Annotated in this window: 26 protein-coding genes and 1 pseudogene; 15 read left to right on the top strand and 12 right to left on the bottom strand. The window is 62.0% G+C overall.

What is annotated here, in order from left to right; translation table 11 throughout:
* Window positions 1–280: 280 nt before the first annotated feature.
* Window positions 281–511: a hypothetical protein gene (locus CQ12_RS17130; RefSeq protein WP_057836496.1), complete on the bottom strand. Its 231-nt coding sequence runs from the start codon at window positions 509–511 to the stop codon at window positions 281–283.
* A gap of 667 nt (window positions 512–1,178) precedes the next feature.
* Between CQ12_RS17130 and CQ12_RS17120 the strand changes: the two genes are divergently transcribed.
* Window positions 1,179–1,712 (top strand): phasin family protein, encoded by a 534-nt coding sequence (locus CQ12_RS17120; protein ID WP_057836477.1) that lies wholly within the window; start codon window positions 1,179–1,181, stop codon window positions 1,710–1,712.
* 147 nt (window positions 1,713–1,859) lie between these two features.
* Here CQ12_RS17120 and CQ12_RS17115 read toward each other — a convergent pair whose 3' ends face one another.
* Both CQ12_RS17115 and CQ12_RS17110 read right to left on the bottom strand, forming a co-directional pair.
* Window positions 1,860–2,654: a substrate-binding domain-containing protein gene (locus CQ12_RS17115; RefSeq protein WP_057836476.1), complete on the bottom strand. Its 795-nt coding sequence runs from the start codon at window positions 2,652–2,654 to the stop codon at window positions 1,860–1,862.
* A gap of 192 nt (window positions 2,655–2,846) precedes the next feature.
* The gene (locus tag CQ12_RS17110) at window positions 2,847–4,070 is read right to left on the bottom strand and encodes a polyhydroxyalkanoate depolymerase (protein ID WP_157088267.1); all 1,224 of its coding nucleotides are present in this window, start codon (window positions 4,068–4,070) and stop codon (window positions 2,847–2,849) included.
* A gap of 187 nt (window positions 4,071–4,257) precedes the next feature.
* On the opposite strand from CQ12_RS17110, the gene CQ12_RS17105 reads away from it, so the two are divergent.
* Together CQ12_RS17105 and CQ12_RS17100 are read left to right on the top strand one after the other, a co-directional pair.
* The gene (locus tag CQ12_RS17105; protein WP_057836475.1) at window positions 4,258–4,911 is read left to right on the top strand and encodes a glutathione S-transferase family protein; all 654 of its coding nucleotides are present in this window, start codon (window positions 4,258–4,260) and stop codon (window positions 4,909–4,911) included.
* Window positions 4,912–5,216: 305 nt separating this feature from the next.
* Window positions 5,217–5,651, top strand: coding sequence for a cupin domain-containing protein (locus CQ12_RS17100; RefSeq protein ID WP_057836474.1), 435 nt, complete (start codon window positions 5,217–5,219; stop codon window positions 5,649–5,651).
* Window positions 5,652–5,902: 251 nt separating this feature from the next.
* Here CQ12_RS17100 and CQ12_RS17095 read toward each other — a convergent pair whose 3' ends face one another.
* Window positions 5,903–6,118, bottom strand: a complete 216-nt coding sequence (locus tag CQ12_RS17095; RefSeq protein ID WP_057836473.1) for a hypothetical protein — start codon at window positions 6,116–6,118, stop codon at window positions 5,903–5,905.
* Window positions 6,119–6,313: 195 nt separating this feature from the next.
* Between CQ12_RS17095 and CQ12_RS17090 the strand changes: the two genes are divergently transcribed.
* Window positions 6,314–6,700, top strand: a complete 387-nt coding sequence (locus CQ12_RS17090; protein WP_057836472.1) for a hypothetical protein — start codon at window positions 6,314–6,316, stop codon at window positions 6,698–6,700.
* A gap of 2 nt (window positions 6,701–6,702) precedes the next feature.
* Here the strand turns inward: CQ12_RS17090 and CQ12_RS17085 are convergent, their stop codons facing one another.
* A complete protein-coding gene (locus CQ12_RS17085) occupies window positions 6,703–7,809 on the bottom strand; it encodes a mandelate racemase/muconate lactonizing enzyme family protein (protein WP_057836471.1) in 1,107 nt (368 codons plus the stop codon).
* A 119-nt stretch (window positions 7,810–7,928) separates the two neighbouring features.
* Between CQ12_RS17085 and CQ12_RS17080 the strand changes: the two genes are divergently transcribed.
* From CQ12_RS17080 to CQ12_RS17055, 6 genes are all read left to right on the top strand, one after another.
* Window positions 7,929–8,765 (top strand): AraC family transcriptional regulator, encoded by an 837-nt coding sequence (locus CQ12_RS17080; protein ID WP_057836470.1) that lies wholly within the window; start codon window positions 7,929–7,931, stop codon window positions 8,763–8,765.
* Window positions 8,766–9,013: 248 nt separating this feature from the next.
* Window positions 9,014–9,940, top strand: coding sequence for an SMP-30/gluconolactonase/LRE family protein (locus tag CQ12_RS17075; protein WP_057836469.1), 927 nt, complete (start codon window positions 9,014–9,016; stop codon window positions 9,938–9,940).
* A gap of 113 nt (window positions 9,941–10,053) precedes the next feature.
* Window positions 10,054–10,647, top strand: coding sequence for a GNAT family N-acetyltransferase (locus CQ12_RS17070; RefSeq protein ID WP_057836468.1), 594 nt, complete (start codon window positions 10,054–10,056; stop codon window positions 10,645–10,647).
* Between the two features lie 24 nt (window positions 10,648–10,671).
* Window positions 10,672–12,315, top strand: a complete 1,644-nt coding sequence (locus tag CQ12_RS17065) for a GMC family oxidoreductase (RefSeq protein ID WP_057836467.1) — start codon at window positions 10,672–10,674, stop codon at window positions 12,313–12,315.
* 264 nt (window positions 12,316–12,579) lie between these two features.
* Window positions 12,580–14,163, top strand: a complete 1,584-nt coding sequence (locus CQ12_RS17060; protein ID WP_057836466.1) for a response regulator — start codon at window positions 12,580–12,582, stop codon at window positions 14,161–14,163.
* A 554-nt stretch (window positions 14,164–14,717) separates the two neighbouring features.
* Window positions 14,718–15,212: an RlpA-like double-psi beta-barrel domain-containing protein gene (locus tag CQ12_RS17055; RefSeq protein WP_198164183.1), complete on the top strand. Its 495-nt coding sequence runs from the start codon at window positions 14,718–14,720 to the stop codon at window positions 15,210–15,212.
* A 16-nt stretch (window positions 15,213–15,228) separates the two neighbouring features.
* Here the strand turns inward: CQ12_RS17055 and CQ12_RS17050 are convergent, their stop codons facing one another.
* From CQ12_RS17050 to CQ12_RS17040, 3 genes are read right to left on the bottom strand one after another with little or no spacing between them, the layout of a single operon-like run.
* Entirely contained in the window at window positions 15,229–16,209 is a 981-nt protein-coding gene (locus CQ12_RS17050) for a PDR/VanB family oxidoreductase (protein WP_057836465.1), read from the bottom strand.
* Window positions 16,210–16,217: 8 nt separating this feature from the next.
* Entirely contained in the window at window positions 16,218–16,970 is a 753-nt protein-coding gene (locus tag CQ12_RS17045; RefSeq protein ID WP_057836464.1) for a GntR family transcriptional regulator, read from the bottom strand.
* 3 nt (window positions 16,971–16,973) lie between these two features.
* A complete protein-coding gene (locus tag CQ12_RS17040; RefSeq protein ID WP_057836463.1) occupies window positions 16,974–18,023 on the bottom strand; it encodes an aromatic ring-hydroxylating dioxygenase subunit alpha in 1,050 nt (349 codons plus the stop codon).
* A gap of 244 nt (window positions 18,024–18,267) precedes the next feature.
* On the opposite strand from CQ12_RS17040, the gene CQ12_RS17035 reads away from it, so the two are divergent.
* Window positions 18,268–19,284, top strand: coding sequence for a methyltransferase (locus CQ12_RS17035; protein ID WP_063799761.1), 1,017 nt, complete (start codon window positions 18,268–18,270; stop codon window positions 19,282–19,284).
* A 218-nt stretch (window positions 19,285–19,502) separates the two neighbouring features.
* Here CQ12_RS17035 and CQ12_RS17030 read toward each other — a convergent pair whose 3' ends face one another.
* The 3 genes from CQ12_RS17030 to CQ12_RS17020 all read right to left on the bottom strand — a co-directional run bounded on the left by CQ12_RS17030 (window position 19,503) and on the right by CQ12_RS17020 (window position 22,269).
* Window positions 19,503–21,005: a flavin-containing monooxygenase gene (locus tag CQ12_RS17030; protein WP_057836461.1), complete on the bottom strand. Its 1,503-nt coding sequence runs from the start codon at window positions 21,003–21,005 to the stop codon at window positions 19,503–19,505.
* Window positions 21,006–21,085: 80 nt separating this feature from the next.
* Window positions 21,086–21,928: an AAA family ATPase gene (locus tag CQ12_RS17025; RefSeq protein WP_057836460.1), complete on the bottom strand. Its 843-nt coding sequence runs from the start codon at window positions 21,926–21,928 to the stop codon at window positions 21,086–21,088.
* A 98-nt stretch (window positions 21,929–22,026) separates the two neighbouring features.
* Window positions 22,027–22,269, bottom strand: a complete 243-nt coding sequence (locus CQ12_RS17020) for a GlsB/YeaQ/YmgE family stress response membrane protein (RefSeq protein WP_057836459.1) — start codon at window positions 22,267–22,269, stop codon at window positions 22,027–22,029.
* A 141-nt stretch (window positions 22,270–22,410) separates the two neighbouring features.
* On the opposite strand from CQ12_RS17020, the gene CQ12_RS17015 reads away from it, so the two are divergent.
* The 3 genes from CQ12_RS17015 (at window position 22,411) to sseA (ending at window position 25,103) form a co-directional block, all read left to right on the top strand.
* Window positions 22,411–23,586, top strand: a complete 1,176-nt coding sequence (locus tag CQ12_RS17015; RefSeq protein ID WP_057836458.1) for a vWA domain-containing protein — start codon at window positions 22,411–22,413, stop codon at window positions 23,584–23,586.
* A 129-nt stretch (window positions 23,587–23,715) separates the two neighbouring features.
* Complete coding sequence (locus CQ12_RS17010) at window positions 23,716–24,129, top strand: rhodanese-like domain-containing protein (RefSeq protein ID WP_057836457.1); 414 nt, start codon at window positions 23,716–23,718, stop codon at window positions 24,127–24,129.
* A gap of 119 nt (window positions 24,130–24,248) precedes the next feature.
* Window positions 24,249–25,103: a 3-mercaptopyruvate sulfurtransferase gene (gene sseA, locus CQ12_RS17005; protein ID WP_057836456.1), complete on the top strand. Its 855-nt coding sequence runs from the start codon at window positions 24,249–24,251 to the stop codon at window positions 25,101–25,103.
* 18 nt (window positions 25,104–25,121) lie between these two features.
* On the opposite strand, the gene CQ12_RS17000 is transcribed toward sseA, so the two are convergent.
* Complete coding sequence (locus CQ12_RS17000; protein ID WP_057836455.1) at window positions 25,122–25,955, bottom strand: hypothetical protein; 834 nt, start codon at window positions 25,953–25,955, stop codon at window positions 25,122–25,124.
* Window positions 25,956–26,304: 349 nt separating this feature from the next.
* Between CQ12_RS17000 and CQ12_RS16995 the strand changes: the two are divergent.
* Window positions 26,305–26,942 (top strand): annotated as a pseudogene (locus CQ12_RS16995) (hypothetical protein); the annotation flags it as partial.

Genomic DNA, 26,942 nt, shown 5'->3' with positions numbered 1-26,942 from the left:
CCGACCCTGGAACGCCGACCTGACCGATGGATGAATATTCGGGCAATGCCCTTGCAGCAATGTCACGTCACATCAGGCCCAAGTAAAGGGCCCAAGACGAATTGATTGAAACCGATGTGATCCTGCTTGCAACTAGCTGGATTTGCCCTCAGCAGGCAGGCTCCAGCTTTCCCGATATCGGCTCCTGACCTAACGCCGATCACGTACGCGGTTCGCAAAATTGACCGAGCAGCGCGACATTATGCCGTACAAAGCCAGCTGGGACTCCGCCTCCGCGAATTTACGCGGCGCGTTGCTTGTCTGTCTGTTCCTCGACGGTGGTCGCGGTTTCTTGTAGCGCCTTTTCGTAATTGCCCGCGAATCTCGCGATGCTATCAGTCCACATTCTCAGCATCGAGACCTGAAAGTGAACGATTGGCTTCAAGGCATTCACGCCGATTTGCTTTCGCTGCGGTGAAGCGTCTTGTGGCTCGCGCGCGGAATGGTTCGCGTTAGTGGTGTCGACTGCCATGCTGTTCGTCCTTCTGCTCTTGTGCATGGTCCAAAAACTAAGTGTCTGCTCGCGCACGACCCGACTCTAAACGCTCGGCCAAAACTTGATCTGTCGCGAGTCTAGCGCCTTGGTCGTCATGCAACTCGTCCAGTTTTCTCAAGTACGCGACTGCCGCGATTTGCAGGAGATCGAAATCATATTCGGCGGCGTCACGAAGATCGGTGAGGTAGCGATAGAGCGCGGAACGCCTGCTATCGTTCTCGCTGATACTGCTGTGTCGGAGCAAGTAGTTCCGCCAAGCGAACGCACATGCACCCTCTATGGCCTGAGAAGTCATGGGCACCTCCCAAAGATCAGAGAAAGACTGAAGAGCCGTTTCGTTCCGCGAACTTCTCAGGTGTAATGCTGTTCCGTAGCTGCGCTGCAAGGTGTTTGCCCGCGGGCGATACCGGTGATGCCTCGATGGCCGCAAGCTGCACCTCCTTAAGGCGCATCTGAGCGAACAGCACGACCGAAGGGCGCTGAGGTGTTCAACAGCCTCAACGTTCGTCAGTGGGCGTTGCTATCTGAAACCACCGTTGAGATCACGAACGTCCCATCATTCGGAGTTTGGAACGCTACACCGCAAGGCCTGTTGTCTTTTCAGAAATGACCGTCGGCTTTTCCATTCCATTTGGAGCGTCATATGAGCAAGCGTAAACCAGCCATGGCGTCGAAGCGCCCCCGAGGCCAGAAAATGGCCGCCCGGGCGCAGCGGAACAAGCAGGCAATTGTTAGAAGCCCGAAAGAAGGCCACCTGCGCGCTGTCGCCGCAGGCTCTGCTGACTCGCCTCTCAAGCGCCATGAGGAAGCAAAGCAAACGCACCCCATCATTGAGCATCCGATGGCTGTCTTTAAAGCGGCTGCCTTACCCGATGGCGGCAGTCAGATGATGAGGGATGACAATCAAGAGAAACCTTTCGATTTTTCGTTAGCGACGGCTAGCATACCGGCTTATCAAGCGAAGCTTCTGGAAACGGCACAAGCCAACATGGAGTTTGCTTTTGAATTCAGCCAGAGGCTTGCGGCGATCAGGTCGCCATTCGAAGCTTTCGACGTCATTGCAGAGTTTACACGCAGGTGGATCGCCATGTTCGGGAAGTATTCGAAAGAAATGGCTGGATATCCGCTCTGGGGGATCGCTGCGTGCCGAGAGCTTACGACTCTGCCGGGGCGATGACTTCAAGCCGTACCGCTGTGGCAAAGGGATGCCGCATCCGATCAAATGTCACGACGCAATCCGCTCCAGGCATGTTAAGAGACGTTGCTGACCGCATTCAAACAAATCTCCGGGGTACCTGAAATCTCAGGTTCATGAGATCATGGCCTAGTTCGTCGCTCCCGTCGCGATCGGATCGAGTCCGCTCTTGACGATTTCGCCGCGCGCCGCAGGCGAGGCGAGAAACTTGATCAGTGCCTTGCCGGCGTCGGGCTCCTTGGAAACGCTGGCGAGCCCCGCGGAAAATACCGTGATCTTCTGCAGTTCGTCCGGCAACGGGCCGACGATGTCGATGCCCTCCACCGGCTTCAGTTCACTCATCTGCTGGAAGCCGATCTCGGCCTCGCCGCGGGCGACGATCTCGCCGACGGGCGTAGCCGGAATCTTCCGCGCCTTGTCCTTCATTTCGTCGGCAATGCCGAGCTTGCCGAACATCTCGGTCGAGACGTAAACGCCGCTGGCGCTGTCGGAATAGGCGACGGTCCTCACCGCCAGCAGCGCGCGCTTCACCGCGTCCGCGTTGCTGATGTCCGGCTTCGGCGCGCCCGATTTCACGGCAACGCCGATCGGTGACTTCACGAGATCGACGCTGGTGCCGGCGGTTACCTTGCCCTTCTTGGCGAGATCCTCGAGCGCATAGCCGACCATGATCAAGACGTCCGCCGGCTCGCCCCGCTCCAGCCGCACGGGAATGGCATTGGTCGTCGTGCCCATCGACGGCCCGTAGGCGGTCAGCACCTTGTGGCCCGTGGCCCGCTCGAATTCCGGCACCAGCGCCTTGTAGGCCGCCGACAATCCGCCGGAGATCATCACGCGCACTTCCGCGGCCGAGGCCGTGACGGATAGCAGGACGGCGCTGACGACGCCGAGTGCGAGGGCGCGAAGGTTTGCTGAAAGTCGCATGATGATTTCCTCCCGGGACGACTCTTGAGTGGTCGGCCTTGGGAGGGTTGTACAGGGTGAGGGGGAAGGCCGCTAGTGCTGCCACGCCGTCATTGCGAGGAGCGAAGCGACGAAGCAATCCATCCATCCGCGTATGCCGCGCGATGGATTGCTTCGCTTCGCTCGCAATGACGCAGAGGGTGAGCAGGCCTCTCACGAATTCCCATGTACGAAATCCCGCAGCAGCGGATAGATCTCGTTATTCCACTTCTTGCCCGAAAACACGCCGTAATGGCCGACGCCGGCCTGCATGTGGTGCACCTTGCGATAGGCGCGCACGCCGGTGCAGAGGTCCTGCGCGGCCAGCGTTTGCCCGATCGAGCAAATGTCGTCCTTCTCGCCTTCGACCGTCATCAGGCCCATGCGCCGGATCGAGGCCGGGTTCACAGGCCGGCCGCGATGCATCAGTTTGCCCTGCGGCAGCAGATGCTCCTGAAACACATCGCGCACGGTCTCGATGTAGAATTCGGCGGGCAGGTCCATCACGGCGAAATATTCGTCGTAGAAGGTCTTGATGACTGCCGCCTTCTCCTTCTCGCCCTTCGCCAGATGATTGGCGAGGTCGATGTGCTGCTTGATGTGCCGCTCCAGGTTCATCGAGACGAAGGCGGTCAGCTGCACGAAGCCGGGATAGACTTTTCGGAATGCGCCCTTGCATTGCACCGGCACGTAATTGATCAGGTTCTTCTCGAACCAGTTGAGCGGCTTGCTCTTGGCGAATTCGTTGACCCTGGTCGGCTGGATCCGGGTGTCGATCGGTCCGGCCATCAGCGTCAGCGTCGCCGGGCGGGCAGGGTGGTTGTCCTCCGACATCACGGCTGCCGCAGCCAGCGCCGAGACCGACGGCTGGCAGATCGCCACCATGTGCGCGCGCGGGCCGATCTTGTCGAGGAAAGCGATGAGGTGATCGGTGTAATCCTCGAGGCCGAACCGGCCGTGGCCAAGCGGAATGTCGCGCGGATTGTGCCAGTCGGTGATGTAGACGTCGTGGTCCTGCAGCAGCGTCTTCACCGTGCTGCGCAGCAGGGTGGCGAAATGGCCGGACATCGGCGCCACCAGCAACAGCCGCGGCTGCTCGGGCGCGTTCTCCTTCTTGAAGTGCAGCAGCGAGCCGAACGGGGTCGCATAGGTGACCTCCTCGGTCACCTCCATCTCCTGGTTGCCGACCAGTACCCGGTCGATGCCGTAGGCCGGCCGGTGATAGGTGAGGGAGGAGCGCGAGATCAGCTCGAGCGAGGCGGCCAGCCGGCCGAACAGTTTGTCCGATACGCCCTGCGGCACCAGATTGAGGTATTTCAGCGCCGCCGACGCCCCGGTCCGCCATGGTGCCGTCAGGTCCATGTGGTTCTGATAGGTCTGGTACATCATTGACATCATTCACATCAGCCCCTGTCCTAGGTGGCCATGCAATATCGACGCCAGAGCTGCGGTGGCCGCCTCTAGAACTGGCACGTGGCTTGCTGTGGAACATTCACGACGCACAGGCATTAGGCGGCGGCGTATTGGTGCGGCCCGTTGCCGGTGTCCGGGCGGCGGACGACGCTTCGCTGAGGGAAAAGGCCATATGGCAAAGACGACACTGACCATCTCCAGCAAGAACTACTCGTCCTGGTCGCTACGCGGCTGGCTGCTCGCGAAATTCTCCGGGCTCGAGTTCGAGGAGGTGGTCACCGCCCCGGACGATGCCTCGGCGCGGGCCGAAATCCTGCTGCTGTCGTCGTCGATCCTGGTGCCGTGCCTGCGCCATGACGGCGCCACCATCTGGGATACGCTGGCGATCGCGGAATACCTCAACGAGGTCAGGCCGGACGCCGGCTTGCTGCCGGGGGATCGGATCCGGCGGGCGCATTGCCGCTCGATCTGCGGCGAAATCCATTCCGGCTTCACCACGCTGCGCGCCTCGCTGCCGGTCAACCTCAAGGGCCATTTCCCCGGCTTCAAGATCTGGTCGCGCGCGCAGGCCGATATCGACCGGGTCTGCACCATCTGGCGCGAATGCCTCGCCGAATCAGGCGGGCCGTTCCTGTTCGGTGAGCGCAGCATGGCGGACGCCATGTACGCTCCCGTCGTCACCCGCTTCATGACCTATGACGTGAAGCTCGAACCGGCGCTCAGAGCCTACGCCAGCACCATCATGGCGATGCCCGAAATGCAGGAATGGATCGAGGCCGCCAGGGCCGAGCCCACCGATATCGAAGAGCTCGAGGTCGAATATTAGGCAGGGGCGCGAAGCCTTGCCCGTTTGAACGGCTCAGGCAACGCGCAGGCCTTGCCCAAGCCGATGTCAGCCGAGAACGGTGCGTGGCGTCGTCCCTGGCCGTTTGCACAGGCTGCCGAAACCGGATTCCTGCCTCCAGCCAATCGGTTCGGCGCATCGCGGCCATAGTCTCGCCGCAGTGCAACGCGGCTGGCGCGGATTTCGCATAGCAACATGTCAGCCGTGACGCGACGATGCGAGGCTGCCGAAAATTTGGACGCTCTCCGTACCTCGCGATCCCGCCAACGCGAACCGTGGAGGCTTCCATGAACAAGCAGGCTGTCGTCAGCAAATTCTCTCACGTCAAACCGGGCGATACCGAATTCAAGGGCGGAGGTCTGCGCGACTTCTTCCTGTATCGCGATCTCGGTATTGCGGATGCCACCGGCGGGCAGGTGATCTGCCACCTGGTCAAGGCCAACCCCGACCTGCCGCCCGAGGAGGGCACCGGCTGGCATCGTCACGAATGCGAATTCCAGATCGTGATCATGACCAAGGGCTGGGCGCGCTTCATGTATGAGGACAAGTCGACCCTGGTGCAGGCCGGCGATGTCGTGCACCAGCGGCCCGGCATCACGCATTACCTGTACGATTACTCCGAGGACATGGAATACCTCGAGATCGTCAGCCCCGCCGATTTCAAAACGATCGATGTGCCACCTGCCGTCGACAACGTGCCGCCGCCCACCCCCTGGAGCTGACCGCCATGTCCTCCCCCGAGGAATTAACGCTTGTCCTTGGCCGTTGGCTGCGCCCGGTTGTGATGGTGCTTTATGTTGTGCGTCGTCTCGGATGGCGGCCGACATCTAGCCGTGAACAACGGCGTACGGCGCTCAATCAGTGATTCGGGCGCGGTTCGTTCCGTCAGCGTTCCGAACATTAACGCCGCGCGTGTTCCCGTCGCATTCTGGCACAAATGCGGGGCGCGGCTGACCGCACCCCGCGATTTTCCTCACATCGCGCCGGAGCGCGGCAGCCGCCAGCCGACCACCGTGGCCTCGACCATGCCGCCGGTCCTGTCGTTGCGCCATTGACCATCGATCCAGCGGCAGGCGAAAGGCAGTTGATAGGTTCCGCTGTGATCCTCGCAAAGAACTTCCACCGGCAGGTTCTGCGGCGGGTCTCCGTTGCCGTCGAACTGCGCCAGGCGCTTTTCACGCGTTGCCATACAATCAATCTCCACTGCCGCGGCCGGTGAACACCGGTCTGAGGTTCGCGGCTAAATCCATCCACGTTAAGGGGATGAAGCACAGCGCCTGAATGAGGTATCAGTATGGTATCTCTGAGGTCGGGGACCTGCTTCGCGCAAATTGCCGTGATAGATGTTCCCGCTGCGCCAGATGCCTTTTGGAACGAGGATTTGATGATTGCTCCGAAGATCGCTTTCGCCGCTCTCGCGCTGCTGATGATCTCACTGCCTTCGACCGTGCACGCGCAGGACGTTCCCGGTATCGAGATCTGCACCGTCGAAAAAACCATGGAGCGGCGCACCTCCTGCCTGCAGAGCAATGTCGACTTCCTGCAGAAGACGATCACCAAGCTCACGACCGATCATCAGCAGAAATCGGATGCCGCCAACCGGCAGATCGAGGCGCTGAAGGGCGCGGTCATCAGCCTGCAGAAGGTGGTCAGCGATTTGCAGGCAGCACAGAACAAGGCGGCGGAGGATGCGAAGAAGGCAACGCCCGCATCGAAGGATGCGACGCCCGCTGCAAAGGATGCGCCTCCGGCAAAGGACGGCGCGAAGTAAGTTCACGCCACGCGATATTGCTCCATGACGGCCTTGTCCGGCTCATAACCGAGTCCCGGCTCCTGCGGTACCTCGACATTGCCATCGGCATCGACATCGATGCGGCCGCGCCACAAGCAGGCGGCGCGTTTCATGGAGAACACTTCGACGAAGCTTGCATCGTCGCGCAGCGACATCAGGTGCAGCGTCGCCAGGAAGCCCGGTCCGAAATATGGCGAATGCGGCGCAAGCCTGACGCCGAGTTCGTCGGCCAACGCGACGACCTTGAGATGTTCGGTGATGCCGCCGACCTTGATGACGGAAGGTTGCGCATGGCTCACCGCGCCGGCCTTCATCATCTGTCTGAACTGATGCACCGTGCAGGCGTTCTCGCCCGCCGCCACATTGAGCCCGCCTTTGGTTCGCACGTCGGCCAGCGTTGTAAAATCTTCCGGCGGCCAGACCGGCTCCTCCAGGAACATCGGCGCCGCGTCGCGGCAGGAATGCGCGAACGAGATCGCCTCCTCGCCGTTCAGCGGACAGTTCATGTCGACCATCAGCGGAATGTCAGGGCCGATCGCCTGTCGCGCAGCAAATACCGCGGACGTTGTAGTCTCATGCAGTTTGATCGCCTTGTAGCCCTGCCGCAGCGCCGTCTCGCACTCGCGTGCGATGAGTTCGGGTTTGCCGATCCGCAGCAGGCTCGCATAGGCGGGAATCCGCGCGCGCCTGGCGTCGCCGATCAGGCGATGCAGCGGCACACCCTCGACCTTGGCGGCAAGGTCCCACAGCGCGATATCCAGCGCGGAGATGGCAAACATGGTGATGCCGTAGCGGCCGAACAGATGCAGGTTGCGCTGGATCTGTTCCATGAACGCGGGAATGCCGGCGGCGTCGGGGGCTTCCTGCCCCTGCGCCTGCGGCGCAATCATCTCTTCGATCGCAGCATAGCTGGTGCGCGGGCAGACATAGGCAAAGGCATCGTCCCAGCCGGTGATGCCGGCGTCGGTGGAAACCTCCACCATGACGATTTCCAGCGCCGAGATGGCGGACGCACCTTGCTTGAAACTGGCCACGCCGGCGTCATAGGGAATGCGAATATGATGGGCCCGAACCTTCGTGATGAGCATGGAACCCCTCCCAAAGTTTCACATAGAGTGTCAGTGGTGAGATCAGAGAGCAAGGACTGTCAAACGACGCGCCGCGCCATCGATCATACTGCGGTCGCTTCGCATGAAAGCTGTCAGTCATGAATCCGGCCCAGAAAGCACTCTGGTACATTGAAAGTCATCTCGCCGAGCCGCTGACGCTCGATGATGTCGCTGGCATCGCCGGCGTCTCGCGCTTTCATCTGGTGCGGGCCTTTGCCGCCGCCACCGGCCTTTCGGTGATGCGCTACGTGCGCGCCCGCCGGTTGACCAAGGCCGCGCAGGCTCTCGCCGCCGGCGCCCCCGACATTCTCAGCCTCGCGCTGGATGCTGACTACAGCTCGCACGAAGCTTTCACCCGCGCGTTCCGCGACCATTTCGGCACGACGCCCGAAGCGGTCCGCGCCGCAACGTGCCTCGATCGTCTCAAGCTTCAGGAGCCCGTCGTCATGGATTCAACCCTGCTCGAAAACCTCAAGCCCCCGCGTTTCGAAACCTCCAAGCCGCTTCTGGTCGCCGGCATTGCCGAACGTTGCACCCACGAAAACTGCGGCGCCGGCATTCCGAACCTGTGGCATCAGTTTCACCAAAGTGTCGATCATCTCCCGGCGCGGATCGGCAAGGTCGCCTATGGCGTCTGCTGCAACGCCGACGATGCCGGCAATTTCGACTACGTCGCCAGCGTCGAGGTTTTGGACTTCTCCGACCTGCCGCGCGAGTTCGCCCGCGTGCGAATACCCGAGCAGAAATACGCCGTGTTCACTCACGCCGAGCACATCTCGACCATCCGCCGCACCGTCAACACGATCTGGAATCACTGGCTTCCCAACTCCGGCATGAAGGCCGCCGACGCACCGAACTTCGAGCGTTACGACGAGAAGTTCGATCCCGCCACCGGCAATGGCGGCCTGGAGATTTGGATTCCGGTCAAGGACTAATCGTAGGATGGGTGGAGCGAAGCGATACCCATGACCCCTTGCCGAGCCACGATTTGATGGGTTTCGCTTCGCTCTACCCATCCTACGGTCCGCAAGTTATTGCTGCCGCAATGCTGCCCTGCGGGCGCGAACGCCCGCGGTTGCTTGGCAAGCCAAACCGACTTTGCCATAACAGCTGCAACGAATTGTTGCGCGTGCGGGGTCGAGCCAAAATCCGCCTGCAGCCAAGAGCCAGCCGGGAGGATTTCATGGCCGATATCCGCGTTCTCGCCACCGATCTGGAATTTCCAGAAGGTCCGGTCGTCATGCCCGACGGCTCGGTGGTGCTGGTCGAGATCCGCGGCAAGCGGCTGACGCGGGTCTATCCCGACGGGCGGAAAGAAGTGGTCGCGCAAATTCCCGGCGGCCCCAATGGCGCAGCGCTCGGGCCGGACGGCAAGATGTACATCTGCAACAATGGCGGCTTTAGCTGGATCCCGACCGGCAAGATGATCATGCCGGGCCCGCAGCCGGAGGATTATCGGGGCGGCTCGATCCAGCGGGTGGACCTGCAGAGCGGCAAGGTCGAGACCGTTGTCGACAGATGCGGCGAGCATGCGCTGCGTGGCCCGAACGATCTGGTGTTCGATAAACACGGCGGGCTGTGGTTCTCCGATCTCGGCAAGCGCCGCGCCCGCGAGATGGATGTCGGCGCGTTCTATTACGTCAAGCCCGGCATGAAGGAGATCGTCGAGGCCGTGCACGGCGTGCTGCCCGCCAACGGCATCGGCCTGTCGCCGGACGAGAAGACGGTTTACATCGCGGAGACGCCGACGGCGCGGCTGTGGGCCTACGAGGTCGCCGAGCCCGGCACCATCAAGCCGCGCGACGTGATCTATCGCGGCGAACGCGGCAAGCCGATCGCGGGCCTCGGCGGCTACCAGATGTTCGACTCGATGGCGGTGGAGGCATCAGGCAATGTCTGCGTGGCGACACTGGTGTCGGGCTGCATCTCGGTGATCGCGCCGGATGGAACGCTGGTCGAGCAAGTGCCGACCGGCGACCGCGTGACGACCAATATCGCTTTCGGCGGACCGGAGCTCAAGACCGCCTACATCACGCTGTCGGGCAAGGGCGAACTGATCGCAATGGATTGGGCGCGGCCTGGACTCGCGCTGAACTTTTTGAACAAGTGAACCATCCGCGTCATTGCGAGCGCAGCGAAGCAATCCATCTCACCACAAGTGGAGACATGGATTGCTTCGTCGCTTCGCTCCTCGCAATGACGCGGTTTCTAGCGGAGAATTAAATGGCCTTTCTTGAACCGGTAACCCTGCAAGGCGCTCACGCCCGGCTTGAACCACTGTCGCACGATCACACCGCCGGGTTGGTGGAAGCCGTAAGCGACGGCGAGTTGTGGAAGCTCTGGTACACCGCCATTCCGACCGCCGAGAACATGAACAAGGAAATCGACCGCCGGCTCGGACTGTTCGCGGCCGGGACGATGCTGCCGTTCACCGTGTTCGACGCCGAGGGCAAGATCGCGGGCATGACGACCTACATGAACGTCGACGCCGCCAACCGCCGCGTCGAGATCGGCTCCACCTGGTACGCCAGGCGCGTGCAGCGCAGCGCGCTCAATACGCAGTGCAAATTGCTGCTGCTGACGAATGCATTCGAGAAGCTGAACTGCATTGCGGTGGAATTCCGCACGCATTTCTTTAATCACCAGAGCCGGCGCGGCATCGAGCGGCTGGGGGCCAAGCAGGACGGTATCCTGAGAAGCCACCAGATCGCACCGAACGGCACGTTGCGCGATACCGTGGTTTACAGCATCATCGCCAGCGAGTGGCCGACGGTGAAGGCGCATCTCACCTATCAACTCAACGACAAGCCGCGGTAGCGAAGCCGCGCGAGAAGCGAGACGATGGAAACGTTCGATTATGTGATTATCGGCGCGGGCTCCGCAGGCAGCGTGCTCGCCAACCGCCTGGGTGAAGATTCCGCGAGCCGTGTCTGCGTGCTCGAAGCAGGCCCGAGCGACTGGCACCCCTACATTCATTTGCCGGCCGGCTTCATCAAGACCTTCTACATGAAGAGCATCAACTGGGGCTATCAGCAGGAGCCCGGGCCGTGGACCGGCGGCCGCAGCATCTATGCGCCGCGCGGCAAGACGCTCGGCGGTTCGTCCTCGATCAACGGCCATATCTACAACCGCGGCCAGCGCCAGGATTTCGATACCTGGGCGCAGCTCGGCAATCGCGGCTGGGGCTATCCGGACATCCTGCCCTATTTCAAGCGGATGGAGCGCCGCGTCGGCGAGTGCGACGACACCTATCGCGGCCGCGATGGCAGCCTCACCGTCACCACCATGGACTGGCAGGACCCGCTCTGCGAGGCCTTCATGGAAGGAGCCGTCAGCCTCGGCATTCCGCGCAACCCCGATTACAACGGCGAGATCCAGGAGGGTGTGTCCTACTGCCAGCGCACCATCGAGAAGGGCCTGCGCGTCAGTGCCGCGACGGCGTTCCTGCATCCGGCGCGGAAGCGTGGCAATGTCGATGTGCGGACGCATGCGCATGTCACCAACCTCATCTTCGAGGGCAAGCGCGCCGTCGGCGTGCGTTATCTCAAAGGCGGCAAGGGCGGCACGCCCGTTGAGGTCCGCGCCGGCAAGGAAGTCATCCTCTCCGGTGGTACCTATAACTCGCCGCAGGTGCTGCAATTGTCCGGCGTCGGCTCGCCGGAATTGCTGCAATCACACGGCATCGAGGTCCGTCACGCGCTGCCCGGCGTCGGCGAGGGCCTGCAGGATCATTACGCGCCGCGTTCGGTCGCGCGCGTCAAGAACATCAGGACCATCAACGAACTCCGGCGCGGCGTGAGCCTCTGGGTCGAGGCGCTGAAATGGGCGACGACGCGGCGCGGCTTGCTGTCGCTGTCTCCGACCATGGTCTATTGCTTCTGGCACTCCGGCGAGACCACCGAAAGCTCCGACCTGCAGCTCACCTTCACGCCCGCAAGCTACAAGGAAGGCGTGCAGGGTCAGCTCGAGGACGAGCCCGGCATGACAGTTGCCTCATGGCAGCAGCGCCCCGAAAGCCGCGGCTATGTCCGCATCCGCTCCGCAGACCCGTTCGCGCCGCCGATCATCCAGACCAATTATCTGGTGGAGGAGATCGACCGCCGCGTCGTCGTCGCCGGCATGAAGCTGGCGCGCCGGTTGCTCGCGTCGAAGCCGCTCGCGCCGTATTACGCCTATGAGGATTTCCCCGGACCGAAGGTGCAGAGCGACGACGAATTATTGGCCGCCGCCACCGAGCGCGGCACCACCACGTTCCATCCCGGCTGCACCTGCCGCATGGGACCGGCGGACGCCAAATGGGCCGTGGTCGACGACGAACTGCGCGTGCACGGCCTGCAGGGCTTGCGCGTGGTTGATGCCTCGATCATGCCGCGGATGATCTCAGCCAATCTCAACGCCTCAACGCTGATGATCGCCGACAAGGCCTCCGACATGATCCGCGGCAAGACCGCGCTGGAGGCGGTGAGATTCCCGATGTCGGCGTAGCGCTGGCACGAGGAAGCACCGCGTTCGCGATCAAGGCCGAGATTTCCGATTCACGGCCGAAGACGTTAGCGTTGTCAGCGCAGAAGATCAGGCAAACGCCACGTGTGAGCCAAGCGGAACTTACGATCAGTTAGAGTATTACCGCTCGTGAGCCGCAGCAGACCTGGGCCGGAGACTCCCGTTTTCAATAAGGAATTGCTTGATGCAGATCAAAGCGGCTGCTGTTCTTGCTTGTGATTTGAATACCTGGGTGGAGAACCGGAGTTGGCGCAGGCGGTATCCCGCTCCGCCTGGGTGAACAAGATGACCATCACACCGGCAACCATCTACGTTGTCGACGACGACTCATCGTTTCGGGTTGCTATTGCCCGGCTGCTCCGAACTGCTGGTTACCGGGTCATGGTCTATGAATCCGGCCGACAACTTCTCGCAAATCCGCCGCGCACGGAAACAGGCTGTGTACTGCTGGACATGCGCATGCCCGACCTCGATGGGCTCGACGTGCAGGAGCGATTGAACGAAATCGGCTCTGGCTTGCCTATCTTGTTTTTGACGGGGCACGGGAGCGTTGAGACCAGCGTGCAAGCGATCAAGGCTGGCGCTGACGACGTTCTAACAAAGCCGATCCTAAAATCCACGTTGCTCGAAGCCATTGAGCGGGCCCTCGCCCGATGCCGCGGTCGCACCGAGCAGCGATCGAAATCGACAAGCCAAATCCGGACCGCGCCGGCAACTCGCTCTTCTGCCGAGCCGGCGGGTGGACTGGACGCGCGATTTGCCGAAGTCATGGATGCCGCCCCGGTGATGATCTGGGTGTCCGGACCGGACAAACAATGCATCTGGTTCAACCGGCCATGGTTGACCTTTACTGGCCGCGACATGCAGCAGGAACTCGGTAATGGTTGGTCGGAGGGCGTTCATCAGGAGGATTTCGATCGCTGTCTGGAGACCTACGTTAGCCACTTTGACGCGCGGAAGGAATTCAGAATGGAATATCGGTTGCGTCGCCATGATCGCACCTATCGTTGGATCGATGACACTGGAATTCCGCGCTATGCTCGCGACGGTTCCTTTCTTGGATACATCGGCTCCTGTACCGATATCCATGAGTACAGGGAAACGCAGAGCGAACTCCGACGTCGTCTCCTCGAAATCAGTCGATTAACTCGGCGTGCCGACGCTGCGGCGATAGCCTCGTTGTTTGCACACGAATTGAATCAGCCCTTGGCGGCTATCCTGAGCAATATCGAATCCGCAGAGCTGGACGTTGAAGGGTCTTCTGCGCCCGTTGGCGTGAAGGAAATCCTTTCCGACATTCGTCGCGACAGCCTGCGCGCATCACAAATCATCCGCCATATGCAGAAGCTGTTGCGAAGCGGCGAGCCGGAGATACAAAAGATCGACTTGAATGACGTCGTGGGTCTTGTTCATGAAATCTTGAAGCCACATGCTGCCGAAGTAGGTGTCGAAATGAAAACTCACCCCTCGCAAAGCATGCTGGCGGTGCGTGCCGATCCGACTTGGCTGCAGCAGGTTGTGTTGAATTTGGCGTTGAACGCGATGGACGCAACGATGAAAGATCGTCCGGGCCAACGGCGGGTCGTGATGGAAACTCGGCAGGTCGATCAGTCCAAAGCGCGGTTTTCCGTCTCTGATACGGGAACAGGTATTCCAGCTCACCGGCTTTCCAGCATCTTCGAACCGTTCGCGTCGAAGCGAGGCGGTTCGGGGCTTGGGCTGTCCACGTCGCGCGGGATCGTTGAGGCTTTTGGCGGAAGGATCTGGGCAACGAACAAAGCGGGTGGCGGTGCCGTTTTTCAGTTCACGTTGCCATTGCTCGGTGCATAGTTAGTCCAACGTTGCACCGTATGAGTCCGCCTCTGGCCTAAGAGGACATCACAGCCGTGGCGCCAAACGTTCGTTATTGGAGGTAGAGCCGAATGGGCTTGCGCTCGGTGATGTCGTTTAATGACCGACAGCGTTGAAAAAGTCCTCTCTCGCTGCGACGTGAGGGACCATATCAATTACCGCATTAGCTATCGCTGCCGTCCGTATCGAGTCTACAGAGCCTTGCAGCGGCTGAAATCGCCAATGCGCTACATTGGCGAGATTTTTGGAGCCCGGCGACTTTCGAGTTTTTCAACGCAATCGATCCCTAGCGGTATCGCCTAGATGGTTCCTCTTCGCCATGCTCTGTTGTCATGTTGCTGACGCAATCTCTGTCTTAGTCAGTGAGAACTAAGAACGCTGTGCGAGGACCATCGCGGTTCCCACAACGGTTCCCGTCGCCCCGGTTGGCGCGAATCCGCAAATAATTGGCTCGAGTTCGTGAACGCTTCCGCGTTCGCGTGACCATGTTTTGCGGCATCGGGAACCCCGATCGAAGAAAATCAAAAGGAGCTATGATGCTGTTCCGCTCGAGCGCCGCAATCTGCGGCGCGCTGGTTGCGCTTGTCATTTCTGTTCCCGCTGCTCGAAGTGAAATCGTTGCAGTTCATTCACTCGCTGTCGTCGCGGCCGCTTCGGGAGAGGCGATCGTTGGTGCAGCATCCACGTACAATCCGTTCAAGCCCGGATGGCGAGAGGGCGGCCCGAACACAGCCTCGGGCGAGCGCTATGATCCCTCTGTCTGGGCGGCTGCCATCAAGACGAGCTTGCGTCAGAAATTTGGTGGGGTCCTGTATGGCGCGAGAGCGAAGTTTGCCCTCGTTGAGGCCGTAGGCAAGAAGGTTATCGTCAAGATAAATGACGTGGGGCCACTAACGCCTGGTCGCATCATTGACCTCAATGAGCGGACGATGCGCTATTTCGATCCAAGCCTGCAGCGCGGAGTAATTAAAGGCGTAAAAGTAATGCCGCTCCTGGGCGACTATTGGATTCCGGGACCGGTCGGCTAAACATCGCACGCGAACGCTAGAAAGCCTCGGGCCGGTACAGCGTATCGATCGTCACCACTCCGATCGCGCGCGAGACGCACGGGCAGATCTTGCGGTTCTCGCGCTTCTGCTGATCGCTGAAGAACACGTCGCGGTGGTCGATCTCGCCCTCGACGGCGACGACATCGACGGCGCAGACGCCGCATTCGCCGCGCTGGCAGTCCGAGATCACCTCGAAGCCTGCGCCATTCAGCGCGTCGAGCATCGAGCTGTTCTGCGGCACGACGAGTTCGGTATCGGTGTCCCTCAGCCGCACACGGAATTCCGCCGTCGGCATCAGGCCGCTGGAGCCGAAGGTCTCAAAGCGCAGATCGGCAGGCGCGCGTCCAGCGTCGTTCCAGGCGCGGCGTGCGGCTTCGAGCATCCGCATCGGCCCGCAGATGATCGCGATAGCGTCATCGGGAAGCGCGTGGAACGTGGCGTCGAGATCGAGCCGCGCGCCTTGCTCGGAGGCGTGCACGGACAGCCGGTCGCCGAGCAGCGCTGTCAGCTCATCGAGGAACGCGGCATCGCTGCACGACTTCACGGCATAATGCAGCGGCGCGGCGATATTTCCTCGGCGCAGCGCGGCCGCGATCCCCGTGATCGGCGTGATGCCGATGCCGCCGGCGATCAAGCAATAGTTCTTCCTCGTCCAGTCGATTTCGAGCAGCGATGTCGGGTTCGAGGTCTCGATCCGCGCGCCGACTTTCAAATTCCACATGCCGCGCGAGCCGCCGCGGCTGTCCGGGGCCAGACGCACCGCGATCCGGTAGGTGCCGGCGTCACTGTTCTCTACCAGCGAGTAGGAACGCCGCGCCGGCTGTCCGTCGATCAGCACGGTAACACCAATATGGCTGCCGGCCGGGTAGGGCACGACGTGACCGCTCTCGGGCCGCAGGCGGAATTCGCGGATCGTCGGCGTCACGTCGCTGATAGCGTCGACCGTGCACCAGCTCCATTGTTCGGCAAAACGCATCGGCGTTCCTATTCGGCTGACGATTTGAGCAGAGCGAGCGCGGGCATCAGTTCGAGATGCGTGCGGTTGCGGACCGCGAGCCGCAGATTGCGCGCGGCGAGCCGCGAGTGCTCGCGCATCACGGCTTCGGCCCGGGCGCCCTCGCGGTTCTCGATGGCGTCGACCACGATGCGGTGATGATCCTGCCCGAGCAGCAGGATCTGGTGCGCTTCCGGCAGCGCCGACTGCGCCATCACGAACGCGCTGGGGGAAGCAAACGGCAGCGCGGAGACGCGGTCGATTTCGCGGATCAGCGGTGCGCTGGCGGACAGTTCGTTGAGGATCGCGTGAAATCGCGCGTTCATCGTCACATAGGCGGAAAACGCCTCGACGGAAATCGGGTCCTGCCGCACCAACTGGTCGAGATCGGCAAGGCATTCCTTGAGCGGCTCGAGGCTGCGCGCGCTGACGCCGCGCTCGGCGGCGAAGCGGGCGGCGAGGCCCTCCAGCGTGCCGCGCAACTCGATCGAATCCAGGATATCGCGTTCGGTGAAGGCCTTCACCATGAAGCCGCCGGAGGGGATCGCCTGCAGCAGGCCTTCATCCTCCAGCCGCACCAGCGCCAGCCGCACCGGCGTCCGCGACACGCCCGTGATATCGACCGCCTGCAATTCGCTGATGCGCTCGCCCGGACGCAACCGCCCGGACAGGATCATGTCGCGCAGCGCGAGTTGCGCGCGCACGGTCTGCGAGACGGAGCGCTCGGTGTCGCGTTCGCTCACGGCTCACTCCGCGGCTTGCATGGTCTGCGGGCCGGTCTCGCGTGCGACCATCCGGTCGATCACGCGCCGCGCCCACATCGCGCCGGCATCGATGTTGAGGTTGTAGAAGGTGCGGTCCGGATTCTCGTTCATCGCGCGCTGCTGCGCTTCGAGGATGATTTCATCCTCGTGGAAGATGCCGGCAACGCCCTCGCGGATGTCCGTGGTCAGCTTCTGCTCGGTTGTCCGGTAGTTGCGGACGAAGGCCCAGAAATAGTGACAGGTGGTCGCGGTCTCCGGCGTCATGGTGTTAAGCACAAAACCGTTGACGCCCTGCGAGCGGTCGCCTTCCGGCGCGCCGGTGCCGGCGGGCGCGACGCCGACGTCGATGTTGACGGTGCCGGGTGCCTGGAAATGGATGATCTGCCAGCGGTCGACCGCGCCCGGCTTCTGCAACTGCGCGGCCCAGAACGGCGGCGCGTCGATGCCCTTCATCCAGCGCGTCACGGTCACCGTCTTGTCGCCATGGGTGACGTCGAACGGCGCTTCGGCGACGTGGTCGTTGCCGATGCTGGAGCCGTGCACGAAGGTCTCGTGGGTGAGGTCCATCAGATTGTCGACGACGAGGCGGTAATCGCATTTCACATGAATGGTCTTGCCGTCGCCGGCCCAGGCCGGATCGTCGTTCCAGTGCATGTCGGGCACCAGCGCCGGATCGGCCAGCGCCGGATCGCCCATCCATAGCCAGATGAAGCGGTGCCGCTCGACCACGGGATAGGAGCGCACGCAGGCGGAAGGATTGATGGTGTCCTGCGAGGGCATGTAGGTGCAGCGGCCCTGCGCGTTGAATTTCAGCCCGTGATAGCCGCAGACGACGGTGTCGCCGTCGAGCCGTCCTTTCGACAGCGGCACCAGCCGGTGCCAGCAGGCGTCCTCCAGCGCGGAAACCTGTCCGTTGGACTGGCGGTACATCACGACATGCTTGCCGCAGATCGTGCGCGGAAACAGCGCGTGCTTGATGTCGACGTCCCAGGCGGCGGCGTACCAGGCATTGAGCGGGAATGAGGACGACATGGCTGTACTCCGTGTTGAACGCAAGATGTATACAGTAGCGACGCATACTAAGCAAATATACCTAAATTAGGGTTATATAATACCTATTAGGTATACATAGGACTTGTGAAGTGTCTCATTTCGCCGCCTCCCATTAGCCGTCACCTTGGTCGCAAGCCGACCGCACGGCTTCACGGACTTGCATGCGTGCTCGGCGCGAATAACTCCCGGCCGTGTTCGCAACAGCCACGAAAAAGGAGGCGCGATGTCATCTCAAGTATCGGCCCTCAGGCTTTTCGATTTGATCCAGTCGCACCGTGTGACGCAGGTGATCTATGTGGCGGCCAAACTCGGGCTCGCCGAGCTGCTGCGGGACGGCCCACAGACGCTTGGCAAGCTCGCACAGGCAACCCGTGCAGATGAACGGGCGCTTGGCCGCCTGCTCACCGCGCTCTCCACGATCGGTATATGTTCGCGTGCCGGTGAAGATAGCTACGCGTTGACGGAAGTGGGTGCCTGCCTCGACGGCGCCGCCGAGCAATCGTTCAAGGGCTGGGCGATCCTCGAAGCCGAAATGGTTTCAAAGTCCTGGAGCGGAATGCTTGAATCCGTCGTGACCGGCAAGACCGGAGCGCAACTGCAAGGTGTCGATGACAGCTTCGAGCTGATGGGCCGGACCCCGGAGATCGTGGACAAGTTCAACGTGGCGATGGTGGAGCTTACCCGTCTTGTCACACCGAATGTCCTTCAATCCTATGACTTCAGCGGGATATCTCACTTGATGGACGTAGGCGGTGGATCGGGCGGGTTGCTCGGCGCTATCGCGCAGCAAAACCGGGAATTGCGCGGAACCGTTTTTGACCTTCCGCGGTGTGCCGAAGCTGCCGGCAAGCATCTTCGGCAGATCGATGTCGGGGATCGCGTGGAATTTGTGGCCGGCGATTTCTTCAAGGCTGTGCCGGCGATCGCTGATGCGATCATCCTCAAGAGCATCATTCACGACTGGGACGATACGCGCAGCATCACTATCCTCCGAAACTGTCGCAAGGCGCTACCGGACGAAGGCAAGCTGCTTCTGGTGGAAAGGCTGATGCCGGAGAAGCCAACCATGGCAGATGAAGACAGGGAGCACGCGTTGAGCGATCTCAGCATGCTTCGCGGGCCCGGAGGGCTCGAACGCACCGAGGGACAGTACCGCGAACTGCTCGACCAGAGCGGCTTTGATCTGGTCACGAGTTATTCAGCCGGCCGCTTCAACGTGATTGAGGCGCGTCCCGGCTGACACCTGAGAGTCTGACTCAAAATGCAGCCAATGAAATATGAGCGCTCATAGAAACTCGTCATGCCCGGCCTTGTGCCGGGCATCCACGTCTTTGCTGCAACAATGCAGGAAAGACGTGGATGGCCGGGACAAGCCCGGCCATGACGAAAAAAGCCACTCGGTTAGGCTCTGAAGAGTTACCGGATGTCGGCCGTCACTCAGCTCATCAGCCGGTGGACTCAGCCGTAAACGAACGCCTTGTCCTTGAGGTCGATCGCGGGGAATTCGTCCTTCTCCGCCCAGTAATCCTGATTGTGCTGCCATTCCGGCTTCTCGCCACGCTTGGGCAGCAAGTGCATGCCGCGCATCATGTAGCCGGGATTGAAGTTCTCCGGATCGATCCAGGGCAGCAGCGGCATGTTGTGGTCTTCGGGGCGGAGTTGCGGCGTCACCTTTTTCGCGCCCGTTGCCTTCATGTGGTTGAGCAGCCGGCAGACGAAGTCGGCGACGAGGTCGACGCGCAACGTCCAGCTCGCACGGAAATAGCCGAACACCCAGACGAGGTTCGGCACGCCCGTGAACATCATGCCGCGATAGGTGACGGTATCGGCGAAATCGAGCGGCTTGCCGTCGATGGCAAACTCCATGTCGCCATTGGCGCAGAGGTTGAAGCCGGTCGCTGTCACGATGATGTCGGCCTCCAGCTCCTTGCCTGACTTCAGCAGAATGCCCTTTTCAGTGAAGCGGTCGATCTCGTCGGTGACGACGGAGGCCTTGCCGGACTTGATGCCTTGGAACAGGTCGCCGTCGGGAATGAAGGCGATGCGCTGCCGCCACGGCCGATATTTCGGCGTGAAGTGGGTCGCGATGTCGTAATCCTTGCCGAGATAGGCTTCGACGGCCGACAGCAGATCCTTCTTGGCCGCTTCCGGCTCGGCAAAGGTCTTGCGGGTGAAGGCGTCCTGGTCGAACAGGATTTTTCGCCGCGTGATCTCATGGATCCAGTGCTCGTCGACCTGAAGTTTCCGCAGCTCCTCGGCGATCTCGATCGCGTTGCGCCCGGTGCGAAAGTAGGTCGGCGAGCGCTGCAGCATGGTGACATGCGCGCAGTCGGCGGCCATCGCCGGGATCAGCGTCGCCGCGGTGGCGCCCGAGCCGATCACGATGACGCGCTTGTTCCTGTAGTCGAGATCCTCAGGCCATTTCTGCGGATGGACGATCCGGCCCTTGAAGCTCGCCATGTCCTTCCACTCCGGCGTGTAGCCCTCGGTGTGGCGGTAATAGCCCTGGCACATCCAGAAGAAATTGGTGGTGAAGCGCCGTCGCTCGCCGGTGTCGGTGCGCGTGGCCTCGATGGTCCAGAGATTCTCCTCGCTCGACCATGAGGCCGAGGTGATGGTGTGCTGATAGCGGATGTGAGGCGCGAGACCGTTCTCCTCGATCACCTCGCCCATGTATTTCAAAATTTCCTTGGCACTCGCGATCGGCGCCGTGGTCCAGGGCTTGAAGCGATAGCCGAAGGTGTGCAGGTCGCTGTCGGAGCGGATGCCGGGATAACGGTGCGTGGTCCAGGTGCCGCCAAAGGTCTTTTGCGCTTCCAGCGCGACGAACGTCGTTCCCGGGCACTGCGTGGTGAGGTGATAGGCAGCTCCAACGCCGGAAATGCCGGCACCGGCGATGACGACGTCGAAGTGCTCGGTGGTGCGGGGCGCAGTTGCATCAATCTGGGTTTGAACGTTCATCTTCCCTGTTCTTTTTCGTTTGTTTTGAAAAGCGAAACGCCAGAACCGTGAGGTTCTGGCGCCGTAGGTCGTCAGCGAAATTACACTTCGCGGCGGCTGAGGAACGCCAGCCGCTCGAACAGGTGCACGTCCTGCTCGTTCTTGAGCAGCGCACCATGCAGCGGCGGGATCAGCTTGCGCGGGTCGCGCTCCCTCAGCATTTCCGGCGTGATGTCCTCGTTCAAGAGCAGCTTGAGCCAGTCGAGCAGCTCCGAGGTCGAGGGCTTCTTCTTCAGGCCCGGCACTTCGCGCACCTCGAAGAAGATGCGCAGCGCTTCTTCCACCAGCCGCTTCTTGATGCCGGGGAAGTGCACGTCGACGATCCGGCCCATGGTGTCGGCGTCGGGGAACTTGATGTAGTGGAAGAAGCAGCGGCGCAGGAACGCGTCCGGCAGCTCCTTCTCATTGTTCGAGGTGATCATCACGATCGGGCGCAGGCTCGCCTTGATGTTTTCGCCGGTCTCATAGACGAAGAACTCCATGCGATCGAGTTCGAGCAGCAGGTCGTTCGGAAACTCGATGTCGGCCTTGTCGATCTCGTCGATCAGAAGCACCGGGCGCTTGTCGTGGGTGAAGGCTTCCCACAATTTGCCGCGCTTGATGTAGTTCGAGATGTCGGAGACGCGGGGATCGCCGAGCTGGCTGTCGCGCAGGCGCGACACGGCGTCGTATTCGTACAGGCCCTGCTGCGCCTTGGTGGTCGACTTGATATGCCAGGTCAAAAGCGGCGCGCCGAGCGCCTTTGCGACTTCCTCCGCCAGCACGGTCTTGCCGGTGCCGGGCTCGCCCTTGATCAACAGCGGGCGCTCGAGCACGATCGAGGCGTTGACGGCGACCTTGAGGTCGTCGGTGGCGACATAGTCCTTGGTGCCGGTAAATTTCATCTATCCGTTTGCCTTGTTGTTCGTTCGTAAGCCGCTATTGGTCCTGAACAGTAAACGACCGCCGGTCCGGCGGTCGCGACTGGAATTGAGGCATTTCCTCAGCGTCTGATCAGCGACAGGATCACCAGGATGATCACCGCGCCGATGGTGGCGTTGATGATATCGCGAACCCAGCCGACGCCTAGGCTGACGCCCAGTTGCGGCAACAGCCAGCCCGCGAGCAGCGCGCCGATGATGCCGACCACGATATTGCCGATCAGCCCGAACCCTGCGCCGCGTACGATCAGCCCGGCAAGCCAGCCCGCAATACCGCCGATGATCAGCGCCGCAATGATACTCATTGAATTTCCCCTGCCGGAATAAACCCTTTACGGGTCAATTGTAATTGAAAAAGTCCCCCGGTCTAGGCCTGACAGCTATGCGCTGGCCTTTGACATGCTACGGCCCTTGACGGGCGCGGCGCGGCGGGCAATCTGTCATCCATGTTCCTGCAATTCTTCACATCGCTCCGCGACGCCCAGGTCCCGGTGACCTTGCGCGAATATCTGACGCTGATGGAGGCGCTCGACGCCGACCTCGCCGACCAGACGGTGGAGAATTTCTATTACCTGTCCCGCGCCGCGCTGGTGAAGGACGAGCGCAACCTCGACAAGTTCGACCGCGTCTTCGGCACCGTGTTCAAGGGGCTGGAAAGCCTGCTCGACGCCATGGACAAGGCCGAGATCCCCGAGGAGTGGCTGAAGAAGCTCGCCGAAAAATACCTCACCGAGGAAGAGAAGAAGCAGATCGAGGCCATGGGCTGGGACAAGCTCATGGAGACGCTTCGCAAGCGTCTTGAGGAACAGAAGGGCCGCCATCAGGGCGGCAACAAGTGGATCGGCACCGCCGGCACCTCGCCGTTCGGCGCCCATGGCTATAACCCGGAAGGCGTCCGGATCGGCCAGGAGAAGAACCGCAACAACCGCGCCGTGAAGGTGTGGGACAAGCGCGAGTTCAGGGATCTCGACGGCAATGTCGAGCTCGGCATCCGCAACATCAAGGTTGCGCTACGCCGTCTGCGCAAATTCGCCCGCACCGGCGCGCCCGACGAACTCGATCTGGACACCACGATCCGGGAGACCGCCAACCACGGCTATCTCGACGTCGTCATGCGGCCCGAGCGGCGCAACGCGGTCAAGGTTCTGGTGTTCTTCGATATCGGCGGCTCAATGGATTCGCATATCGAGCAGGTCGAGGAATTGTTCTCGGCGGCGAAGTCCGAGTTCAAGCACATGGAGTATTTCTACTTCCACAACTGCCTCTATGAAGGCGTCTGGAAGCAGAACAAGCGCCGCTTCACCGACCGCACGCCGACCTGGGACGTGCTGCACAAATATCCGCACGACTACAAGGTGGTGTTCGTCGGCGACGCCTCGATGTCGCCTTACGAGATCATGGTGCCGGGCGGTTCGGTCGAGCATGTCAACGAGGAGGCCGGTTCGGTCTGGCTGGAGCGCGTCACGCGCACCTATCCGCACACGGTGTGGCTCAATCCGGTGGCGCAGAAGCACTGGGATTATTCGGAATCCACCACCATCATCCGCCGGCTATTGTCGGGCCGCATGTATCCGATCACGATCGAGGGCCTCGAAGGCGCGATGAAGGAATTGGTGCGGTAACCATAGACCTCGTCATTCCGGGGCGCGCGCGGCGCGAACCCGGAATCTGGAAGTTGTCTTGCCGATCGAGATTCCGGGTTCGATGCTTCGCATCGCCCCGGAATGACAAGAAGAACAAGGGAGGGCCCAATGCCCCAGACCATTCACCGCGGCATCAAATCCCTGATCGACGAAGCCAACGCTGCGATCGAGACCGTCAGCGCCGCTGACGCCATCAAGGCCGCGCAGGATCCGAACGTCGTGATCGTCGATATCAGGGACCCGCGCGAGATCGAGCGCGAGGGCAAGATCCCCGGCGCGTTTTCCTGCACGCGCGGCATGCTGGAATTCTGGATCGATCCGCAGAGCCCTTACGCCAAGCCGATTTTCCAGGAAGACAAGAAGTTCATCTTCCACTGCGCCGGCGGCCTTCGCTCGGCGCTCGCCGCCAAGACCGCGCAGGACATGGGCCTGAAGCCGGTCGCCCATATGGGCGGCGGTTTCGCCGCCTGGCGCGACGCCGGCGGTCCGGTCGAGAAGTGGGAGCCGAAGAAGAAGGGGTAAAAGACTCGTCACACGCGGGCTTGACCCGCGTGTCCATCCCTTCAAGAAATCCTTCGAAGCAGATGGATTGCCGGGTCAAGCCCGGCAATGACGTCTGGGAAATATCGGAGACCTGAAACATGCCCGCCACCACCGATCCGCTCGTCTCCACCGAATGGCTCGCCGCACACATCGGCGATCCCAACGTCAAAATCATCGACGCTTCATTCAAGATGCCGGGGGTGCTGCCGCTGCCGAAGGACGATTATCTCGCGTCGCATCTTCCGGGCGCGGTGTTCTTCGATGTCGACGCGGTATCAGACCATTCCAACCCGCTGCCGCACATGTTTCCCTCCGCCGAGCAGTTCGGCCGCGATGTCGGCGCGCTCGGGATCGGCAATGACGACCTTGTCGTGGTCTACGATTCCGGTGGCTGGGTCGCCGCACCGCGGGCGTGGTGGATGTTCCTGTCGTTCGGCAAGCCGGTGCGCGTGCTCGATGGCGGCCTGAAGAAATGGGTCGCAGAAGGTCGCAAGGTCGAGAAGGGCGAGGTCGTGCCAAAACCTTCGACGTTCAAGGCGACGTTCGATGCGCGGCGCGTGCGCAGTGTGCAGCAGCTCGTCGCCAATCTCGCAACCCGCGCCGAGCAGGTGATCGATGCCCGCGCCAATGAGCGCTACCAGGGCAAGGTTGCCGAGCCGCGGCCGGGGCTGCGCTCCGGTCACATCCCCGGCAGTCTCAGCCTGCCCTACAACAATCTGTTCGATGCCGCGACCGGCACGATGAAGCCGCTCGATGCGTTGCGCGCGGCGTTCGCGGGCGCCGGTGTGAAGCTCGACGCCCCCATCGTCACGAGTTGCGGCTCCGGCGTCAGCGCCGCGGTGCTGACGCTGGCGCTCTATCGCCTCGGTGTCGAGAACCCGGCGCTCTATGACGGCTCGTGGACGGAGTGGGGCGCCGCCGACGGCCCGCCGGTCGCGACCGGCCCGGCCTGATCTTCTTGATCGAGCCCGCTACCGCGTCGCGCGCGGCGTCTGGAATTGCGTGAACGGATTGGCCAGCAATTGCTGCTGCTGCAGCGTCGCTTCACGTGCCAGGCGTGCGCGGCGCGCGGCCAGCTGCCGCCGTTCTCGGGCCCGCTCCGCGGCCCGCTTCTTGAGGGCGTTGCGGTCCGGCTTCGCTTCCGTGGTCACGGCCGATGTCTTTTCATCCACGACGACGGCGGGACCGCCGAGCGTCGCGATCCGGGGCGCGGCCGGGCTGTCTTCGGGGGAGGCCGCTGCCGTCGCCGGCTCGGCCGGGGAAGAGGTTGCCACGGCCGAAGGCTGAGGCGTTTCCGCGATGGCGGCGAGCTTCGCTTCGGCCTGGACCGCGGGCGCTTCGGGCGTGGGCGCTGCAGCGGGCGGTGTCTGGGCGCTTGCCTCCTGCGCAGGAGGTTCCGGCGTGGCGGCTTCCTTTGCGGTTTCCTTTGCAGTTTCGTTGGCAGCTTCGGCCTGCACAGGCTCAGCCGTCTTCAGCGCAGCCAGCTTCTCGGGCTCGGCCGTGCCGGCGTCCGGTGTTTGCCCGATGGTCACCGGGTTGTCCGCGGCCGCTTCCGGAATGGCGGCGGCCGGGACGCTCTCTGTCGGCTTGTCCGCAACCGGCGTATCGACACGCAGCAGCGCCAGCGTCGGCAGCGAGTCGTCGGTCTGACGGGCAAACATCGGCTCGGGCGCCGCCCGTCGCGAGGGAAGATTGGCAAATTCCTCATGCGCGGCGCGCAGCAGCGCGGCGGCGCCAAGGCCGAAAATCAGAACCGACGTCGACAGGATGATTGCAGTGAACAGAAAACGAAAGCCGGGAAGCATGGACGCGAGTTCCACCCCTCCTTGAAGATCGCTGGAGGGTTATTGATTGCCAAGGGAACGCGGTGACCACTGTTGCGGCTGGAATTCGCGGGGGCTGCGCGCGCGAATCAGGCCGATTTGAGAGTATCTCAATGCCCGGCGGCCTTTTGTTGCAAAATCTGCGTTTTGGAGTCGTTCGCCACGCGATATCTGGCGATTTTTGCCGCGCTGAGGCATCTTTGCCGCAGCCAGGCGGCGATCACAAATCACTGGTACGGGCCGAGTTTCCGGGATTTGTCTTGAATGCGCCGCTATCTTCCGTCATCTGCTGTTAACGGTCCGGTCGGGCTTTGGGGTCTATACAAAGGCGATGATGAATAACCGCATTCTGACGATTTGTGCCGCCATTGCCGCTGCCATGGCGGGCACCTCGCTGGCCCATGCGCAGGGCTATCCGTCAGCTCAAGGCCAAGTATACCAAGGCCAAACCTATTCGACGGCTCCGGGACAGTACGTGCCCGGTGGCTACCCGGCCCAGGAACGTCGCAGCCCCGGTGCGCCCGATTTCGATGCACTGGATGATGATGACGACGAGGCGCAGAGCTCTGCCGCGTTGCCGCCGCCCGGTCCCGTGATGTCGCCGAGCGACCCCCGATATGGCCGGCCAGCCGGTGCGCCGGTTTACTCGGACCGTGGCGCTCCGGCGCCGACGGGCCCGATCCTTTCCCCTGATGATCCGCGCTATGGCCGCCCGGCCACCGCTGCGGCGCCCACCGGTCCGGTCCTTTCTCCTGACGATCCGCGTTATGGCCGCCCGGCCGGCCCGCCGCCGGTGATCTATGCGGACCGTCCGCCCGCTTCGCAGCAGCAGGTCTATTCGGACCGCGGCGACAGCCGCATTCCCGGCGCCGGCATCGTCTATCCGAACGACGACCGCGCTGGCCTGCGCCCGCCGGGGGCCATCGGTGCCGCACCGGCGCCAGCGCCCGGCACCACCACCGGCGCGCT

Source organism: Bradyrhizobium jicamae (assembly GCF_001440395.1).
Lineage (GTDB): Bacteria > Pseudomonadota > Alphaproteobacteria > Rhizobiales > Xanthobacteraceae > Bradyrhizobium > Bradyrhizobium jicamae.
The sequence above is the reverse complement of the archived record's forward strand: the minus strand, read 5'-3'. Positions and strand labels throughout refer to the sequence as shown.

What these genes read in the sequence shown, in the direction of transcription:
- CQ12_RS17130 (WP_057836496.1), bottom strand. Translation starts at nt 511, where the DNA reads ATGGCAGTCGACACCACTAACGCGAACCATTCCGCGCGCGAGCCACAA.
- CQ12_RS17120 (WP_057836477.1), top strand. Translation starts at nt 1,179, where the DNA reads ATGAGCAAGCGTAAACCAGCCATGGCGTCGAAGCGCCCCCGAGGCCAG.
- CQ12_RS17115 (WP_057836476.1), bottom strand. Translation starts at nt 2,654, where the DNA reads ATGCGACTTTCAGCAAACCTTCGCGCCCTCGCACTCGGCGTCGTCAGC.
- CQ12_RS17110 (WP_157088267.1), bottom strand. Translation starts at nt 4,070, where the DNA reads ATGATGTCAATGATGTACCAGACCTATCAGAACCACATGGACCTGACG.
- CQ12_RS17105 (WP_057836475.1), top strand. Translation starts at nt 4,258, where the DNA reads ATGGCAAAGACGACACTGACCATCTCCAGCAAGAACTACTCGTCCTGG.
- CQ12_RS17100 (WP_057836474.1), top strand. Translation starts at nt 5,217, where the DNA reads ATGAACAAGCAGGCTGTCGTCAGCAAATTCTCTCACGTCAAACCGGGC.
- CQ12_RS17095 (WP_057836473.1), bottom strand. Translation starts at nt 6,118, where the DNA reads ATGGCAACGCGTGAAAAGCGCCTGGCGCAGTTCGACGGCAACGGAGAC.
- CQ12_RS17090 (WP_057836472.1), top strand. Translation starts at nt 6,314, where the DNA reads ATGATTGCTCCGAAGATCGCTTTCGCCGCTCTCGCGCTGCTGATGATC.
- CQ12_RS17085 (WP_057836471.1), bottom strand. Translation starts at nt 7,809, where the DNA reads ATGCTCATCACGAAGGTTCGGGCCCATCATATTCGCATTCCCTATGAC.
- CQ12_RS17080 (WP_057836470.1), top strand. Translation starts at nt 7,929, where the DNA reads ATGAATCCGGCCCAGAAAGCACTCTGGTACATTGAAAGTCATCTCGCC.
- CQ12_RS17075 (WP_057836469.1), top strand. Translation starts at nt 9,014, where the DNA reads ATGGCCGATATCCGCGTTCTCGCCACCGATCTGGAATTTCCAGAAGGT.
- CQ12_RS17070 (WP_057836468.1), top strand. Translation starts at nt 10,054, where the DNA reads ATGGCCTTTCTTGAACCGGTAACCCTGCAAGGCGCTCACGCCCGGCTT.
- CQ12_RS17065 (WP_057836467.1), top strand. Translation starts at nt 10,672, where the DNA reads ATGGAAACGTTCGATTATGTGATTATCGGCGCGGGCTCCGCAGGCAGC.
- CQ12_RS17055 (WP_198164183.1), top strand. Translation starts at nt 14,718, where the DNA reads ATGATGCTGTTCCGCTCGAGCGCCGCAATCTGCGGCGCGCTGGTTGCG.
- CQ12_RS17050 (WP_057836465.1), bottom strand. Translation starts at nt 16,209, where the DNA reads ATGCGTTTTGCCGAACAATGGAGCTGGTGCACGGTCGACGCTATCAGC.
- CQ12_RS17040 (WP_057836463.1), bottom strand. Translation starts at nt 18,023, where the DNA reads ATGTCGTCCTCATTCCCGCTCAATGCCTGGTACGCCGCCGCCTGGGAC.
- CQ12_RS17035 (WP_063799761.1), top strand. Translation starts at nt 18,268, where the DNA reads ATGTCATCTCAAGTATCGGCCCTCAGGCTTTTCGATTTGATCCAGTCG.
- CQ12_RS17030 (WP_057836461.1), bottom strand. Translation starts at nt 21,005, where the DNA reads ATGAACGTTCAAACCCAGATTGATGCAACTGCGCCCCGCACCACCGAG.
- CQ12_RS17025 (WP_057836460.1), bottom strand. Translation starts at nt 21,928, where the DNA reads ATGAAATTTACCGGCACCAAGGACTATGTCGCCACCGACGACCTCAAG.
- CQ12_RS17020 (WP_057836459.1), bottom strand. Translation starts at nt 22,269, where the DNA reads ATGAGTATCATTGCGGCGCTGATCATCGGCGGTATTGCGGGCTGGCTT.
- CQ12_RS17015 (WP_057836458.1), top strand. Translation starts at nt 22,411, where the DNA reads ATGTTCCTGCAATTCTTCACATCGCTCCGCGACGCCCAGGTCCCGGTG.
- CQ12_RS17010 (WP_057836457.1), top strand. Translation starts at nt 23,716, where the DNA reads ATGCCCCAGACCATTCACCGCGGCATCAAATCCCTGATCGACGAAGCC.
- sseA (WP_057836456.1), top strand. Translation starts at nt 24,249, where the DNA reads ATGCCCGCCACCACCGATCCGCTCGTCTCCACCGAATGGCTCGCCGCA.
- CQ12_RS17000 (WP_057836455.1), bottom strand. Translation starts at nt 25,955, where the DNA reads ATGCTTCCCGGCTTTCGTTTTCTGTTCACTGCAATCATCCTGTCGACG.